Origin of the sequence: Limnospira sp. PMC 289.06 (genome assembly GCF_032350395.1) — a bacterium.
GTDB classification, from domain to species: Bacteria; Cyanobacteriota; Cyanobacteriia; order Cyanobacteriales; family Microcoleaceae; genus Limnospira; species Limnospira platensis.
In genome coordinates this window covers 1-16,558 of the sequence record NZ_JARPLC010000012.1, presented here as the reverse complement: position 1 = coordinate 16,558, position 16,558 = coordinate 1, and the positions used below count along the sequence as shown (strand labels likewise).

Here is a 16,558-nt window from a genome sequence, read left to right as displayed (position 1 = left end):
CATGGTGGGTCTGCTCTATCTGCTATCTATACCCAATTATTACCTAACTTTCTCAGGGAACCTCTAACCACGGGAATTAAACACTATTATCAGCGATCGCAACCCCAAAATCCAGTAATTGCTACCATCATCGGCTAACAGGTCCCCAGAAAAAAGTTTCGCCACTAGGCTAGTTGACTCCTTAGAATGGAGAATCGGACAAAAAAATTGAAGTGATATGCGGATCTCATTAAACTGGTTACGAGAACTGGTAGACATCAGTATCAGTCCCGAACAATTAGCGGAAACCCTGACGGTAGCGGGATTTGAAGTAGAAGATATCGAAGATCGCCGCACTTGGGCCGATGGTGTGGTATTAGGGAAAATCGCGGAAATTGCACCCCACCCTAATGCGGATAAACTGCGAGTCTGTCAGGTAGACATAGGACAAAGCGATCGCCTAAATATCGTTTGTGGGGCTCCTAATGCAGCAGCAGATATGATTGTGGCTGTAGCGACTATTGGCACTTATCTCCCCGCCATTGACCTGAAGCTCAAAAAAACTAAGCTGCGGGGTGTTCCCTCCATGGGAATGATTTGTTCCCTATCAGAATTGGGTTTAGAAAAAGAATCACCAGGTATCCATAGCTTTGATTTAGACGAGCCTGTGCTGGGAAGTGATGTCCGACCCCTAATCGGACTCGATGACGTGATCCTGGATGTCACAGCTACCGCTAATCGCGCGGACGGGTTGAGTATGGTAGGAATTGCTAGAGAAGTGGCGGCTTTGACTGGCGGGAGTTTGAAAATTCCTGACGCGGCGGGGGTATTAATTGGCGACCAAGACCCAGCAGGTGGGTTGGAAATTGACATTATGGAATCCCAAGCCTGTCCTACCTATATCGGAGGTGCGATCGCCAATGTAAAAATTGCCCCCTCTCCTGATTGGCTAAAACGACGGCTACAGGCGGCGGGAATTCGTCCCATTAACAATGTCGTCGATGTCACCAACTACATTTTACTAGAATGGGGGCAGCCTCTCCACGCTTTCGATCGCGATCGGCTCACTAACCTGACTGGATCTCAAAACCTGACTATCGGGGTGCGTTTTGCTAAGGCTTCTGAGTCTCTCAAAACTCTTGATGGTCAAACCCGCCAGCTACAAGACCAAAATCTGGTGATTACCGCTAATGATCAACCGGTTGCTTTAGCGGGGGTTATGGGAGGCGAGGATACGGAAGTTCACGAGGGGACGACTAATTTAATCCTAGAGGCGGCGGTGTTTTCTCCGGTGGCTATTAGGCGATCGGCGCGTGTTCAGGGTATCCGCACGGAATCGTCTACCCGTTATGAACGCGGCATAAATCAAGCTGAACTGGCTCTGGCTTGCCGTCGTGCTATATTATTAATCTCGGAACTAGCTGGGGGAACTGCTACGGTTCAGAAATCCGCCAGCGGTGCTACCCAAATGCGGATGACTCAGGAAGTTTCCCTGAGTCTCGATCGCCTTAATGCTATTTTAGGACCCCTCAAGCGGGGAGAAGATACGGAGGTGGAGTCCTATTTACAACCCCCAGAGGTTGAAAGTATTTTAACTGCTTTGGGATGTGGTACTAGCCGCCAAGAGGGGGAATCGGTAGTCTGGACGGTGACAGTTCCCCCCTATCGTCAACGGGACTTAGAAAGGGAAATTGACCTGATTGAAGAGGTGGCGCGATTATATGGATATGACCGCTTTTCTGATACTCTTCCGACTCAGAGTGTCCCCGGTTATTTACCACCAGAAGAAGCGGCTAAAAGAGACTTGCGATCGGCTTTTCGCGCTGCTGGTTTGACTGAGTTGATGCACTATTCCCTAGTTAAACAACAAGGGGATAATCAGGTGGTAATTGCTAATCCTCTGTTCGTGGAGTATTCGGCTTTACGAACTGAGATGTTATCTGGGTTAATTGATGCTTTTGTGTTTAACCTGGAAAATGGTAACGGTCCGTTAAATGGGTTGGAAATTGGCCGGATTTTTCGGCGTGATGGAGAAGTTTACCAGGAAGAAGATGCGATCGCTGGGGTGATTGGTGGCGACCCGTCTCAGGGTCGTTGGGTCAACAGTGGCAAGGATAATCCCATGAGTTGGTTTGAGGCTAAAGGTGTGTTAGAATCCGTGTGGGAGCGGTTGTCTTTGTCTGTGGAATATCGCCAAGAATCTGATGTAAAAATGCTTCATCCTGGACGGACGGCTACGTTATGGTTAAATGGCGATCGGCTGGGAATTTTTGGTCAACTACACCCCCAAATTCAACGGGAAAAAGAACTTCCTGAAGCTGTCTATTTATTCGAGTTTCGTCTCCCGGTACTCACGGCTGCTATTACGGCTAAGGATTACTTAAAGCGACCTTTTCAGTCCTATTCTACTTTCCCCGCTAGTGACCGCGACCTGGCCTTTTTTGTGGCGGATTCGGTGTCGGTGGCTGATTTGCAAAAAACCATGATTAAAAATGGTGGTAAAATCCTGGAATCGGTGGAGTTATTCGACGAATACCGTGGCAAAAATGTTCCCGAAAATCAGCGAAGTTTGGCTTTTCGTTTGGTTTATCGGGTTGGCGATCGCACCCTTACTGATGAGGACATAGAACCCTTACAGCAAAAAATTAGGGATGCTTTGGTTAAGGAGTTTCAGGTCAGTTTGAGAAGTTAGTTAGTCTCCCTTTATCCCCCCTCCTTCCCTTCTTGGGGGGAGGTTGACTCCTCTTGTCGATAACCACCCACTTCTGAGAATTTCCTCAAAATCACATAGACACCTATTACCATGGCTCTGGTATAATGTGATAATATCTATGGTGGTGATTAGTTGACGACATTGAGAAGGTTATGGCAAAATATATCATGTTGGGTAGCTACTGTGAAGACGTTTTGGCGAAACGGGAACCCTACCGACCAGAACATTTACAGGGTTTAAAGGAACAAAAAGAATCGGGGGTTTTAATTACTATTGGACCCACCAAAGATCTAACTCAGGTTTTGGGGATTTATGAGGCTGAATCAGAGGCGATCGTTCGCGGCTTGGTGGAAGCTGACCCCTACTGGAAAAATGGGATCTGGACTGAGTACAACGTGAAAGAGTGGATTCAAGCATTCTAGTCTATTATCACACATCAATATAGGTGAAGGCAAGCCTCAGTCATCACCTATTTAATCACCCCGATAATTACTAAGGCGATCGCTGCTATTATTTATCATCAGGAGTCAACATGAACATTTTAGGAATAGCTGACAGCAACTTAGAACCCGTAGACTACAGCGATATATTAAATAAAATTATCCAGCAAATTACCCAACAACAACCATTCAAAATTTCCCAAAATAAAAATCATCTGATTATCGACCTAGAGACTATTACTGAGCAACTAATTAAACAAAATATTGCTAACCCCATTAGTTCCAAGGGTATCATCAAATCAGCCACAGTTAATTTTAATAGTAATACTCAAAATATATTTAACCAACAAATCAGACAAATTCGGGATTTATTAAAAGACAAGTTACAGGAATTAGCCAGAGATAATAATCACCCAGATATCAACTCTTTAACTCATAGCTTTATCCGAACTTTACAGCAAATCAACAATCAGAAATTCGATTTATATTATAATTTTCCTGCTATCCAAAACGTCAAAACTTCAGAGTTAGAAACACGGGTTAATGAGAATGTGGGTAGTCATTCTATCCTCAAGTTTCATAAACTGACAATTTCCGTAAGAAACATCAATCAATTTACCCAAGATTTAAAACAGGGACTCCGTAACTATATTGAGGAAAAACTGGACCAAGAATCCAGCGAGGATGTAGAAGATACTCTGGAAATCCTAGATAATTTAACTAATGATAAATCTTCTGATTTTTATAAATTACAGAAAGTAGTCGATAGCGAATCCCTAGGGAAACTCAAAAAACACGCTAAAATCTGCTATTTAGAATATTTAGCCGCCAATTTAGCCACTAATAATAATCGCGATTTAGTTTATTTACAGGATTTAATTCGGCGACTAAAAGATATGGTGGCTTATATTTATGACCATGACAAACAGGATGGAGATTATCGAGTTAGTTATGGTGGAGAAACCATTAATTATCGGGATTGGTTTTCCCGGTCAGAGGTGTTTGACTCTCTCCCCATTATTCCGATAATTAGCGAGAGTTTAGGGGAAACCACCAGTCCAGACGGAAGCGAGAGAACCTTTACTTTTGGCTTAAAACTTAAATTTAACAACCCGGTTCAAGCTAGGGGAGGTAAACCAGCATTTGACTATCATCTTGATACGATTAATCCTGATAAAGCCGAAGCAAAAAAACCAGAATTTTATCAGGAATCTCTGTATTATCAAAAGGTCTTGAAATTAGCTTTTGTCTACTATTTTGCATTTGCGACTCACAGTAATCCTGACCAAGAAGATTATGATCCACAATCGGAACTAACTTATAATGTTCGCGAGAGTTTTGAGACCTATTTTTTGCCAATTTTTCAGGGTACAGATGAAGATAAAAAGTCTAATTTTTTGCAGCGTGTCATTAAAGGATTTTACAAATATAAAGTATTAAAAAAAATTAATATACTCAAATCGCTACTTCATCATTGTCTTAAACAATCCACTATTTTAGAACCCCAAAATTTTCCGATTAAAATTGGCATATATAAGGGTATATTAGAATCAGATATTGATAAAATTAGCAATGGTTTGTTTTTTAATCATCTAGTAGAAAGCAATACCAAAGAGTGTCTTCAGTACATTACTATTGGCGATTCTAGTCCCGACACGGGAATATTTTGTCAACTTCCGGGTAATCTGAAAATCGAAGATATCCGCTATTATCAGACATCAGAAAATCAGCAATTTACCATCAATTATCATGGGATTGATAAAATTCAAAAATGTCTTCCGGTTTTCTTCCTTCCTAAAAGTAACCCAAATAGCCAACAAACAGAACAAATTTTTAGCAATATTCCAGGAATTATTTTTCACTACAATAAAGAATCCTTAAATAAGGAGCATGATAATTCTTCGGTACAGAGTTTTATTTATCGGTTTACCATGTCTCTGCTGATTTATATCATTTTGCTGATAATTCTGGAAGGTTGGGGACTGGTATTTTTACCAATTTTTCGACTTCATGAAGGTAGCGAAAATAAACCTTTTGAATCAGAGAAGTTTATGGCTAATTTATCGAAAGTAATTAGTCATTTATTGAATAATAAATATCGCGCCAATTCTCAAGGGTTGCGGATTAAAAATCTGACCCAAAGTTTTACCAAGGGAAATGCTTTGGGTTCGTTATATTCGGTATTACCGCGCAAGTTTATCCTAGATCAATCTGCTAATCGTCCCAGTTTCTCCCTGGATAAATTGGCTTTAATTGTGGTTTCTAGTGTTGAAAGTGATGGTTTATTCAAAGGCGATCGCCAAGACCGGATTTCTACTGTATTCGGTGAAGCGATCGGAATTAGGAAGCAGTCAGAGAATCAAATTGTCGTACAGTTATTAAAAACCTTTTCGGAAAATTATCTCTCTCGCAATTTATATACAGAACCCTCAATTTTAATTGATGTGGTAGATTATCTTTACAAGAAATTAGGATATCGTCACTTTTTGTATATAGCCAAAGCGCCATTTACTGATAATTTAAACCTAACCAAACAAGTGGATAATGAAGATGAGTTTTATTTCATGTCACCCACTTTAATTAAATCTCTCCAATCAGGATTACCAGATATTAAAATATATCCGGTTTTCTTTAATAAGTATTATGTCAAAAAAATGAAAACCTTAGACCAGGTTTCCTATAGTCTCAAGGATACTGCTAAATTATTAAACTTGGTAGAAGACCCTAGTAAAAACGTGGTGGTATTTTTTAATCTCTTTAATGGTTTATCTGTGACAACCACAAACAAGGACGATCGCTTTTATAATGGGGTGATGTCCTACGCAACTTTATTAAATATCTATCAAGGAGTCCTGGACGATCAGCATATTCGGGAGGGATTGATTCATAATAACTCTCTGAAACAAGACATTCTGCAATATTTGACTTTTTTCCACTTTTACAGATTAGAAAAAAAATTAGTTAGAAACAAGATCCAGATTAAACTAGATCCCTACGATCGCGTTATTGGTGATGATTCTTTACGAAAAAAATCTGTTTTTAATCATATTAATGGAAAAGCCAATTTTAATAGTTTGGCTTTTTTGAGTGAGGTTAACTCGATTTTGTATCCCCAGAATCGACGGAGACCCCAATCGGATTCCACCAATAACCTGGTTGATCAATAAGTTGAATAATCACGATAATGATTGAGGTTGACAGATGAAAGTCGCAGAAAATTTCGGAAGATTATTTGAGGTAGGTTTCAATATTGGGATTTTATCAGCGATATCGGAAGCTAAAATTGACAATAATTTCGCTGATTTGTATAGTCGGGATTTGCAAAAATTGCGATTCTCAGAAATGCTACGGAAAATTATCAAAGATGCCAACATAACCGACGAGGAAGCCATTAGGAATAACCTGCAAAAATGGGGATTATTTTTGATTCAGAAAGGTTGGTTATCGGGGTTGAACTTTTTTCGAGAATATCTGAAATCCTTGGGAAAAAATTACCATAAGTATCATATTATTTATAATCAGTGTAGCTTTTCTGATGATAACAGTATCAACCTATTTCCCAAAGATAAACGGCTACAGATTGAGGAGTGGTCGTCGCAGTTAAAAGATGAATTTTCACCTAGACAACCGAATATCAATTGGGAAAAATACAGCCAGAAAGGTGAGTTTTTGAAAGCTGACACTTTGATGTTACTGAGAAACCGAAATGACCTGAGAATATTAGTGGTAGATTTATCCATATTTTCGGTGAAAGCGATTGAAGATTTAATGGATTTAACCGATAAAAACCTAGACAACCAACGTCGGTTACTCAAACGAGAGATTAATTATCTGAAATCGAAAAGTGTTTTCGTAAAATTGCGGCTGGATACGGGAGATCCGCAAAATCTTGATGTGGAATTTTCGGAGGATATCAAACGATACTTTACCGCATTTAAGCGACAAGATAAGGAATGTGTTAAATTAATTCAAGCTGCTAGTTATGCTTATAGCTTTTATGGTTTTTTAAAACAATTCGGAATAGTCAAACCTGAAAACTCTACGATGATTAATGTAGTCGGATATAGCGATCGCAGTCTTAGCAACCTATCCCTAAATCCCCAAAGTCAACACCATTGGGATTTACTCGCTACCTGTGCGAATATTTATCAAAATGAACCCAAAGATGCAGAAATTACCGCAGCGAGAAAACAGGTAATGGATCTAATTCGCCGCAATGTCGCCAAAAGTTTTAAAAATGGTAAATCCTTCCTGAAAAATCTATCTAATATTAGTCGCGATCGCATTAATATCATCCCCCCCCACACAGAAATTATTGATAATTTTAGTTGTACCCTAGACCTGAGACAACCCCACGCGGAAGCCGTCAAAAAATCCCTAAACTCAGTCCATACTTATATCTTTCTGACCGGAAATCCCGGAATTGGAAAAACTACGGCGATCGTGGATTTTTTGAAATCTCATATTGATGAGGGTTTTCTCTTCTTTTATGTCAGTCCTCGCAAACAAGTTAACCTAGATATTATCGAAAAATTCAAAAACTCAGAAACTGATCATCTTAGCGACGATCGCCTATTTTGTGTTACCACTAACTTTATCCTTCTCCAAAATAACGCACCCTCTTCAACGGTTAATTATCTCGCCACCAAACATCAAGATGAGTTTATCCTTCACTCAGTTAAATTTATCCCGATTAACCAAAGAGAAAAACCGCATTCATATCCCGGTTATAAATCAGTTGAACGCATCGCCGATAATCGCCTAAAACCATCTCCACATAAGGTTAATGGGGTATTATCAACCCTGTGTGAAGCCATATCTAATTTAATTAATGATGATTTCTCTAATCATATTGTGGCTACAGCTTGTATACAATCTTTACGCATTACTAATACTGGTAAGAATACTTTAGAAAACTTCGAGAAAATTTTTGAGACAGCATACAGCAAAAGAACTAATAAAGTTGATATTAAAAAAATGCAGTCTCTCTCCCAACGCATCAAAAATATATTTATTATGATTGATGAAATTACCGGAGATAATAGCGGGGTTGAATTTCTCGACGGGATTCGCAAAATTATTAATAAATACCAATTAACTAATCGTGAATATGGATTCAATACTAAGGTAATTGTCGCAGATGCTTCCATTGTTGACCCGGAAGTGATTACACAACACCTATCAGAAACGTCTCCCGAACCTGATAAAATTTTCTTCCGTCGGGTATCTCAACCAGATATTGATTCTATCTCGTCTAAGGAATTTGAATTTAACAAAAAGTCGGCGATCGCTATTAACGCTAACTCCTATCCCGCGAAAGATCTGACTATCACCTATAAACCCTTTATTGAATCTGTCCAATTTAATCAAGACCAACTATCGGAAACCAAAGTCCAACTTCCCAAAACTGTATTATCTAAGATTTTCACCGATATTAATCAACTCATTCAGGAACCAAATACGGGTCAGATTTTAGTTTATATCCAAGACAAAACCAGACTACAACGGCTAATTGAAGAGATCCAAAAACAGCAAACCTTTGTCAAAAATCAAGACTACTTAGAAGTTCACGCTAACCTCAGCGATACGGAAAGACAAGAAATCCATCAATATCAAAACCAGGTCAAAGTGGTATTTATGACTTCCTCCGCTAGTCGGGGTTTATCCTTCCCGAAATCTACTCATATTTTAGTGGAAGTTCCTCGGTTTCAAGTCGAAACTAACTTAATGGAAATTATCCAAGTTATTTATCGCTGTCGCGGACAGTTTTGGGAAGAAGGAAAATTGCAGACTTTTGATGATCACCAGAAATTCTTGACTTTTTACTTATGCGATCGCGCTATTTACTACGGAGATGATAGCGACCCTAATCTCTCCATTCAAGAAAGTCTGATCAGTATGTTAAACTTGCTAGTTATTCTCAAAACTGCGATCATGACCAGAATACAAGGATATGGTCAAGTGGGAAGGGGTAACTTTTTGATGATTCCCATTGGAGGAAAATCTGTTTCTGCTTCTGGTCAAAGTTTCACGGGTCAGTTATCTACCTTAATTAAGCAATTAGACAAAGAATACAAAAGAAATCCTAAAAACACTACCTTAAACACTGTCTCTACACATATCCAAGAATTGCTGAATCGGTGTGAGTTTTTGCTCAATGGTAGTGATGAATCTAAATATAGCCGCGATAATTCCAGCATCTCCTATTTAACACTTATCCGAGAATTTAATGCTGAGTTTGCTAAATATTGTGACCCCTTGACAGGTTTGCTAGAACTGAAAAAACCAGAACTTGGTCATATATGTGGTAGCTTAATCTTGGTTAATATTAACTCTGGTTTAAAAGAGTCTTACCAAATGAGATTAAGGGAAATTGCGGAATATGCGAATACGGAACTTTTAAAAAAAATGATTGCGATTCGTGAGAGTTCCCAATATCCTCCTAGTCTCACCGCTAGTATTAAAGGTGCGATCGATTTAATTGATCAACTCCAAGAACACCACTATCGGACTCAAATACTTGAACAACACAACTCCTGGGATTGTCAATATTACGCGATTCCTTTATTTACCTTTATTGTCGGAGAACAAATCCGCCATTATTTTCAGTCCCAAATACATGAAACGGACAATAACAGTTTCCGTCATATCCTCAGTCAATATATTAATCTACTCTACCCATGTGAACAAGTCCTACCTATTGGCGATCGCTATCAAGAATTCCCTTTTGTCATCTTTAGAAGTTATAGTCTTGAACAAATGCGATCTAAGGTTTTTAGCGATCGCTATCTGCTTACCTCCACAGAATTAAATATCCTCAATCTCATTCTCTCTCAAAATCACCATTGATCAGAAATTCTCTGAATTGGGGGTTGACAACTGAAAATTTCTTGGTTATAATTGGACTGGAAGGCGGAGTATGTCTATACACTTGACTATAAAATCAATGCCGATAAAGTTCCCCTTAAAAATAGTCAGAGAAAAACGGTTCATTACGAGGGATAATCATTTCCAGCAAATCCACCACTTGAGGGTCAGCGCGCAACCTTTCCACCTTATAGAAATAGCTAGGACGGCGATAATTCATCAACAAAGAAACCAGAGTTTGAATACTCATTCTCGCCTCATGACAGCTTTTTTTACGGGTAATGTTAGTGGTCCCATCATCCAGCCATTCCACCGTAAACACACCATTATTATCATTCAACAAATCATCGCGCACAATGAAAGAGAGAGAAGTCGCATTAACCGGAGGCTGAAAAGGATAGAACTTGAGCAAATTTTCGACATCAATAATGCGCGCCATATAGTAAGGTGAAATTTCCTCAGTAATCTCGGAATCATCCAGTAGAAAAGCCAAGGGGTCATTAGTATACCGCCAACCTATGACCTTTTCCACCATAGATTGATGTGCGCTAATATAGTTCCATAGACCCCGGCGACCATCTTCATCCAGATAAATCATATCCTTAATTTGAAAGATATCATTAGCAATGTAATAAAGCACATAACCCGCCGGTTGATCATTCTGATCATAATATACAGCAGCACGCAAATCATCTTGATCCCAGCGCCAATATTCCTGCCATTCTAGGGACCCACGAATCAATGCGCCATGCTGTTGTTCAGCAAATTTTTGATAAACAGCTTTGATAATATCTCCCTCGGCGTGGTCACGCCGCACATAACCAGAAACGTCAGTAATGCGCGGCAATTTATGGTCAGGAATAGTATATTTAATCTGGTCATTAATAATTTCCCAACCCTTTTTTCGATAATAGGGGATAGAATAGGGGTACAAATAAGAAATAGTTTGACCCCTAGCTTTCATCTCAAGTAATCCTTGCATAATCAGAGACTTAGCCAGACCATGTTGTGCATACTCAGGATAAGTTCCCACGCCAGTCAAACCACCCATATTATAAATCACCCCATGAATATTAACCTTCATAGGATATATAGCAATTTGGGATATTAACTTATCATGATCAAACCATCCCAAAACATGAGCAGCCTCAAGTATAGGTCGTTTTTCGCGCTCAATTTCCTCTTCATTCCAACCAATCTTATGCAAATCATGATTAGTAACTTGAAACACATAGCGCAATAATTCATTAAAGGCTTTGAGATCATCAATAGTTAATGTTCTCATCTGAAAGCCATGGTTTTTTTTCGGACTACCCATATCGAGACTCTTCCCAGTCATCAAAGTTTCCCAATAATTCCTGAATCCTATATTAATATAGCGATCGCCCCCCGCCGCCTCCCCAAGTAAGATAGAATCGCGACAGAGTGCCAAAATCTGAGTTATTGTGTTAAAATCAGCACCAACTCAGCTAGTTAAGGAAGATTTCCAACTAGAAAGAACTCTACAAATACCGTCAAACTGAGCGATCGCATGGGGGACTATGTTTCATCGAATTTCCGCACACCGAACACCAAAAAGCCCAATATTCACTACCTACCAAAAAGCCGATCGCCTATGGGGATGGGGATTATGGCTCACCGCCTTACTATTATTTACCATAGATTTAGGGGGAGTGGCCATCAGAGACTGGGACGAAGGAATTGTCGCCCAAGTAGCGCGGGAGTTAATCACAGGGGATGCTAACTGGTTACACCCGACCCTAAACGGAGACCCTTACTTAAACAAACCCCCCCTAATTCATTGGTTCATCGCCCTATTTTACCAGATAGGGGGTGTAAACGAATGGACAGCCCGTCTACCAGGAGCCTTCTTAACAGCCACATCCGTACCCTTATTATACAGTTTAGGGCGGGAAATTTTCCACCGTCGCAGCCAGGCGATTTTTTCAGCCTTAGTTTATTTAACCCTAATTCCAATAGTCCGTCATGGCCGTTTAGCCATGTTAGATGGGGCGGTATTATTTTTTCTAGTCCTAATGATGGTCTGCGTATTGCGTGCGCGGCGAGATTTGCGCTACGCCTTGGGGTCTGGGTTAGCATTTGGGTTATTGTGTCTCACCAAAGGAGTGCTATTAGGGGTATTATTAGGAGCGATCGCCTTCGGATTTTTGCTGTGGGATACCCCCCGACTGTTGACCTCAAAATTCCTGTGGTGGGGCTTAGGGCTAGGCTTAGTACCCGTAGCGTTTTGGTATGCTTCCCAATGGCAATATTATGGCTTTGACTTCATAATCGCCAACCTAGTAGATCAGTCCCTAGTTAGAATTTGGGAGTCCGTAGAAAACCACAAAGGACCCCCCTGGTATTATTTGCTGGAAATCATTAAATTTAGCGCCCCCTGGCTATTATTCTGGTTAGGAGGATTAAGATTAGCTTGGCGCGATCGCAATTTAAGTTGGGCGCGGTTAACATTAGTGTGGACAGGAGTTTATCTAATCGCCGTATCTGCGATGAATACCAAACTCCCCTGGTATATTATGCCCATTTATCCAGCCTTCGCCCTAGCAGTAGGAAGTTATCTAGCCCTAGTTTGGGAAGAAGGAGATCATCAAATTGGTAGATGGCGAAAAACAAAGCCTTCCCCCAGCGTCCCCCCAGACCAATTGTTAACCCCAGATTATCCCTGTCCCCGTCCCGATAGCCTATGGCCTATATTTAGTCTCTTAGCCTTTGTAGCTTGGCTAGGAGGCCTATATTTAGGGGGAATGCTAACCCTAACTGATAGTCAATCTTTAGACATTAACCTTCAGTTAACCTTTGCTTCCGTAGCATTAACCATGGCTGTTAGCACCCTATTATTAGTCGAATGCGATCGGCAATTTTTAGTCATTCTCTGCTGGGGGATGTACCTATCCCTGCTGCTATTTGTTTCCTCACATCACTGGGTTTGGGAATTGGGCGAGTCCTACCCCGTCAAACCCGTTGCTAGTCTCATCCAACAACATACTCCCGCAGAGGCAAAGATTTACACATCTTACCCCCACTCGCGACCTTCCCTAGATTTTTATAGCGCCAGGCGAATACAGCCTCTAGTAAACGACAGCCTACAGCATTACTGGCACAATTCACCCTCAGCCTATTTTCTGGTTGATCAGCAAACCCTCAATAACCTGCAACTACCAGATACCAGAGTTTTGGGGACTGTAGAAGGGTGGACTCTAATTATGCCTTCTGAAAGTCCCAAACCCATCAAAGGATTAAAGCCAGTTTAGGGAAAAGGGTAATCGGCTGCATCTTGTTCCAATTCCGTAATACTAGGGTCAAGCATTTGGTTGTGATAATTTAGGCGATCGGTTGCTACCACTGCCAAACTTAACAGTAGCAGACTACTAACGATCGCCACTAAGGGAAACGGTTTAGTTGAACAAACATCACGACCAATTCTAGCCAACGGATGACTCTGTCGCCTTAGCATTCTACCGATCGCCCAATGTTGCCAAGAAAAAGGATCTCGCACATAATGACCACTGTTGCTAATTACCAGATGAGTATGGCAGTTAGGACAGGTAAACAGTCCGCCAAACACCCCTACTGAAGGCAAAACGCTAGTGTGGTGGCAAATGGGACAATTAACTGAATGAGAGTTAAAAGTATCAGCATTCATAGATGACTGTGTGTGAGTGAACGAACTTATCACCAGGGGGTGTCAACCCTTGGGCTTTAACCAACCCCCATGCTCCGACTTGCTATGATTAACATTCTATCTACTATTCTAGTCTACCGTTACATAAGACTTACGCAAAGTAACCCACAACTAGACTTTTCTATCTCCGATAACTGCTACTAGGGGCAGTTGGCGCTTCCGAACCTGCTTGATACAGAACTGTCGGCAGCACTCTGTCTACAGGCTAACATCGTCTCTTCCCCGTGCGTTGCCAATACGCTCTTTGGCTAGTTTTCCCGAAAGTTGATCGATGCAACGTACCCTACCCGGGGCGGGTTCAGTAATAGGGCGGGTGAGAATGATGACTGACTGTAGAACCCGCCCCTACCCTGCCTACAGAATTCGTGAAGTACCCTAACCTACTACCTTGAGGCAGGGGTATTTCACCCCGATTTAACTAGGTCTGCTGTCTCCAGTTTCTCACGGCGGCCACCAAATCCGCAAGGGGTTCTAAGGCTTTAAATTGGGTAAGGTTGTACTGAAGGGGGGTAATGGTAATATAGTTACTGCGGACGGCACTTACATCTGTGGGTGCATCATCAAAATTTTGATGGTCGATAACTTCTTCCACGTCTTCGAGAAGTTCTCCGGCAAGCCAGTAGTAGGTTTTGCCACGCGGATCGACCCGTTTCTCAAAAATATCCACATAGCGGCGAATACCTTGGCGGGCGATCGCCACTCCCGAAATTTCATGTTCCCCAACAGCAGGAATATTAACATTAAGCAAAAATGCTTCCGACAATCCCTGATTTTCTAAAGCGTTAACCAGGGTGGTCGCAAAACCGGCCGCTACATCAAATTCAACAGACGAATAACTCGCTAGACTAAATGCAATACTAGGGATACCCTCAATCAAGCCTTCCATGGCGGCTGATACCGTTCCCGAATACAGGATATCCGTTCCTAGGTTGGGGCCGTGGTTGATACCTGACAAAACCATATCTGGCATACTGTCAAGTAAAGCAAACAACCCCAATTTTACGCAATCAGCCGGGGTTCCTGAACAAGACCAGGCGGTTACAGTGGGGTGAAAGACTGATGAACACTCTTCCGCACGAATGGGCTGATGTAGGGTCAATCCGTGACCAGTGGCTGAACGTTCGCGATCGGGACAGACAACAGTAACATCATGTCCCGCTTCCCCTAAACTATTAGCTAGGGAACGAATACCCAGGGCAAAAACCCCATCATCATTGCTGATTAACAGTTTCATCGACCACCATTTCCGCGCATTACAATTTGAACTTTTTTGAATTTAACGGCCGAGAAGCCCCGCCCTCTCCCCGTAGGGTTAGCGTCAGGATTAGTCCCGTTTCCATTCAGGGCTACTGCTTTGCTTAGTACGGCATGAAGCTCTCCCACCTGGCGTAGCCAGGTGGGAGTGTCCTATGCTAATCTTGAACTATCCAGAGTCCAAAGATCACACAGGCAAGCCCAGCTTCGGGGCGAGCGTCCAGAACGTTGGCTGGATAGGTCCTCACTGTCCTTTCGGCGAGTGAGCTGAAGAATACCTCTAGCCGCTATATTCTGAGAAGCATTGAGATCGCAGTTATAGCGCTTACCCGAGGCCAATGTTGCCAGCGCGTAGTTTTTTGCATCGCGCTTAACAATACCAGAACCATCGTAAGCCAGTTTAGAGGTATAGGCGGCAACAACATCAATCACTTCGCCACCTAACTCCTGCCACTTCATCTCTGTGTAGTCCCGGATCTTGGCTTTGAGCCACCCATGGAAGCGCTGGCGCAGGTTGGAGCGTCGTCGCCCACCTTTTGCCCTCCAACCTTTCAGGTTCTCAAAGACAATAGCAGCGGCATTGAACTTAGTCGCTATCTGCACAATCCGCTTAGACACAATGTGGCTAATCTGGTTGTTGATGTTCTGGCATTTTCGATAAGTGTTGGAGCAGAATCCCTTGTGGAGCTTTCCCCCCTTGCCCATCGTCTTGGATGCCCGCTTAGAAACGGACTTGAGCCGTTTATCTCGACGGTCTATGTCTCTTCCATGGTGAATGAATTCACGATGGATTACAGTACCGTCGAAGGTAACGACTGTCACAGTTGCTGTAGTGTTGATACCTAAGTCAACCGCGACTACATTCTGATCAGCTATCCGCTTCGCTGGCATACAGTGAAACGGAACTGATAGATAACAGGTTTGAGCGTCGAAAATCAACGAGGGCGACAATAGCTTATTGTCCGGGATCTCATGGCGGTTACATAGTCCCGTGATTTGAACTGTTGTCCAAACCCAGTCAGATCCCGTAAACACCTTGATTTCAATCTGCTCATAGCCATGTAGCTTATAGCATCCGCCCTTATAGAGCGTTGGATAACAGCCGGTTTTTGCCTGGAGTTGAGGCGGTTTAGCATCTTTGCGCTTCCGAGACATCCCACTTTGCCATTCCCGATACCGAGTCATATAGCTACTAACTTGTCCTACTGCCAACATGATGGCAGCACGGCGATAGTAGCTAGGGAATTTGTGGAACGTTATATCAATCAGCCCGTACTTGGGATGAGGGTTTTTCCCTGTTCGATGAATGAGTCGTTCAACAGCAGAAATCACATTATTTCCAGGCAAACTCCCTAACTCTGACCAGTGAGTGAAAACAATGCCTACCAAGTACCGACAGAACCGACGATAGACTTTCACCGTCTCGCCAAACAGAACACGTTGTTCTGCTGTTGGGTTCAACGTCCACTTGTCAGTACGGATAATTTGGGTGGGCTTCTTTGTTCTCATAGTCTCATTGTTCGTTATGGTCGAAAGGGAGGTCACCCTCCCCAACTCCAATTCCAAACCGTACTTGAGACTTTCACCTCATACGGCTCCTGA

Annotated in this window: 9 protein-coding genes; 5 read left to right on the top strand and 4 right to left on the bottom strand. The window is 42.0% G+C overall.

Annotated elements, in window-relative coordinates:
• Positions 1-217: 217 nt before the first annotated feature.
• From pheT to P5674_RS04590, 4 genes are all read left to right on the top strand, one after another.
• Positions 218-2,671, top strand: a complete 2,454-nt coding sequence (gene pheT / locus P5674_RS04605; RefSeq protein WP_315669827.1) for a phenylalanine--tRNA ligase subunit beta — start codon at positions 218-220, stop codon at positions 2,669-2,671.
• Between the two features lie 173 nt (positions 2,672-2,844).
• Entirely contained in the window at positions 2,845-3,114 is a 270-nt protein-coding gene (locus P5674_RS04600) for a YciI family protein (protein WP_006620252.1), read from the top strand.
• Between the two features lie 110 nt (positions 3,115-3,224).
• A complete protein-coding gene (locus P5674_RS04595; protein ID WP_315669826.1) occupies positions 3,225-6,299 on the top strand; it encodes a hypothetical protein in 3,075 nt (1,024 codons plus the stop codon).
• Between the two features lie 34 nt (positions 6,300-6,333).
• Positions 6,334-9,981, top strand: a complete 3,648-nt coding sequence (locus P5674_RS04590) for a helicase-related protein (protein WP_315669825.1) — start codon at positions 6,334-6,336, stop codon at positions 9,979-9,981.
• Positions 9,982-10,096: 115 nt separating this feature from the next.
• On the opposite strand, the gene P5674_RS04585 is transcribed toward P5674_RS04590, so the two are convergent.
• The gene (locus P5674_RS04585) at positions 10,097-11,431 is read right to left on the bottom strand and encodes a GNAT family N-acetyltransferase (RefSeq protein WP_006625912.1); all 1,335 of its coding nucleotides are present in this window, start codon (positions 11,429-11,431) and stop codon (positions 10,097-10,099) included.
• Positions 11,432-11,540: 109 nt separating this feature from the next.
• Here P5674_RS04585 and P5674_RS04580 point away from each other — a divergent pair, with 109 nt between their 5' ends.
• Entirely contained in the window at positions 11,541-13,271 is a 1,731-nt protein-coding gene (locus P5674_RS04580; RefSeq protein WP_315669824.1) for a glycosyltransferase family 39 protein, read from the top strand.
• Here the strand turns inward: P5674_RS04580 and P5674_RS04575 are convergent.
• The 3 genes from P5674_RS04575 to P5674_RS04565 form a co-directional block, all read right to left on the bottom strand.
• A complete protein-coding gene (locus P5674_RS04575; RefSeq protein WP_006620247.1) occupies positions 13,268-13,663 on the bottom strand; it encodes a hypothetical protein in 396 nt (131 codons plus the stop codon). The genes P5674_RS04580 and P5674_RS04575 overlap by 4 nt on opposite strands.
• 457 nt (positions 13,664-14,120) lie before the next feature.
• Complete coding sequence (surE, locus tag P5674_RS04570; protein ID WP_315669823.1) at positions 14,121-14,936, bottom strand: 5'/3'-nucleotidase SurE; 816 nt, start codon at positions 14,934-14,936, stop codon at positions 14,121-14,123.
• 173 nt (positions 14,937-15,109) lie between these two features.
• The gene (locus P5674_RS04565; protein ID WP_035736499.1) at positions 15,110-16,465 is read right to left on the bottom strand and encodes an IS200/IS605 family accessory protein TnpB-related protein; all 1,356 of its coding nucleotides are present in this window, start codon (positions 16,463-16,465) and stop codon (positions 15,110-15,112) included.
• Positions 16,466-16,558 lie beyond the last annotated feature (93 nt).

What these genes read in the sequence shown, in the direction of transcription:
- pheT (WP_315669827.1), top strand. Translation starts at nt 218, where the DNA reads ATGCGGATCTCATTAAACTGGTTACGAGAACTGGTAGACATCAGTATC.
- P5674_RS04590 (WP_315669825.1), top strand. Translation starts at nt 6,334, where the DNA reads ATGAAAGTCGCAGAAAATTTCGGAAGATTATTTGAGGTAGGTTTCAAT.
- P5674_RS04580 (WP_315669824.1), top strand. Translation starts at nt 11,541, where the DNA reads ATGTTTCATCGAATTTCCGCACACCGAACACCAAAAAGCCCAATATTC.
- P5674_RS04575 (WP_006620247.1), bottom strand. Translation starts at nt 13,663, where the DNA reads ATGAATGCTGATACTTTTAACTCTCATTCAGTTAATTGTCCCATTTGC.
- surE (WP_315669823.1), bottom strand. Translation starts at nt 14,936, where the DNA reads ATGAAACTGTTAATCAGCAATGATGATGGGGTTTTTGCCCTGGGTATT.
- P5674_RS04595 (WP_315669826.1), top strand. Translation starts at nt 3,225, where the DNA reads ATGAACATTTTAGGAATAGCTGACAGCAACTTAGAACCCGTAGACTAC.
- P5674_RS04565 (WP_035736499.1), bottom strand. Translation starts at nt 16,465, where the DNA reads ATGAGAACAAAGAAGCCCACCCAAATTATCCGTACTGACAAGTGGACG.
- P5674_RS04600 (WP_006620252.1), top strand. Translation starts at nt 2,845, where the DNA reads ATGGCAAAATATATCATGTTGGGTAGCTACTGTGAAGACGTTTTGGCG.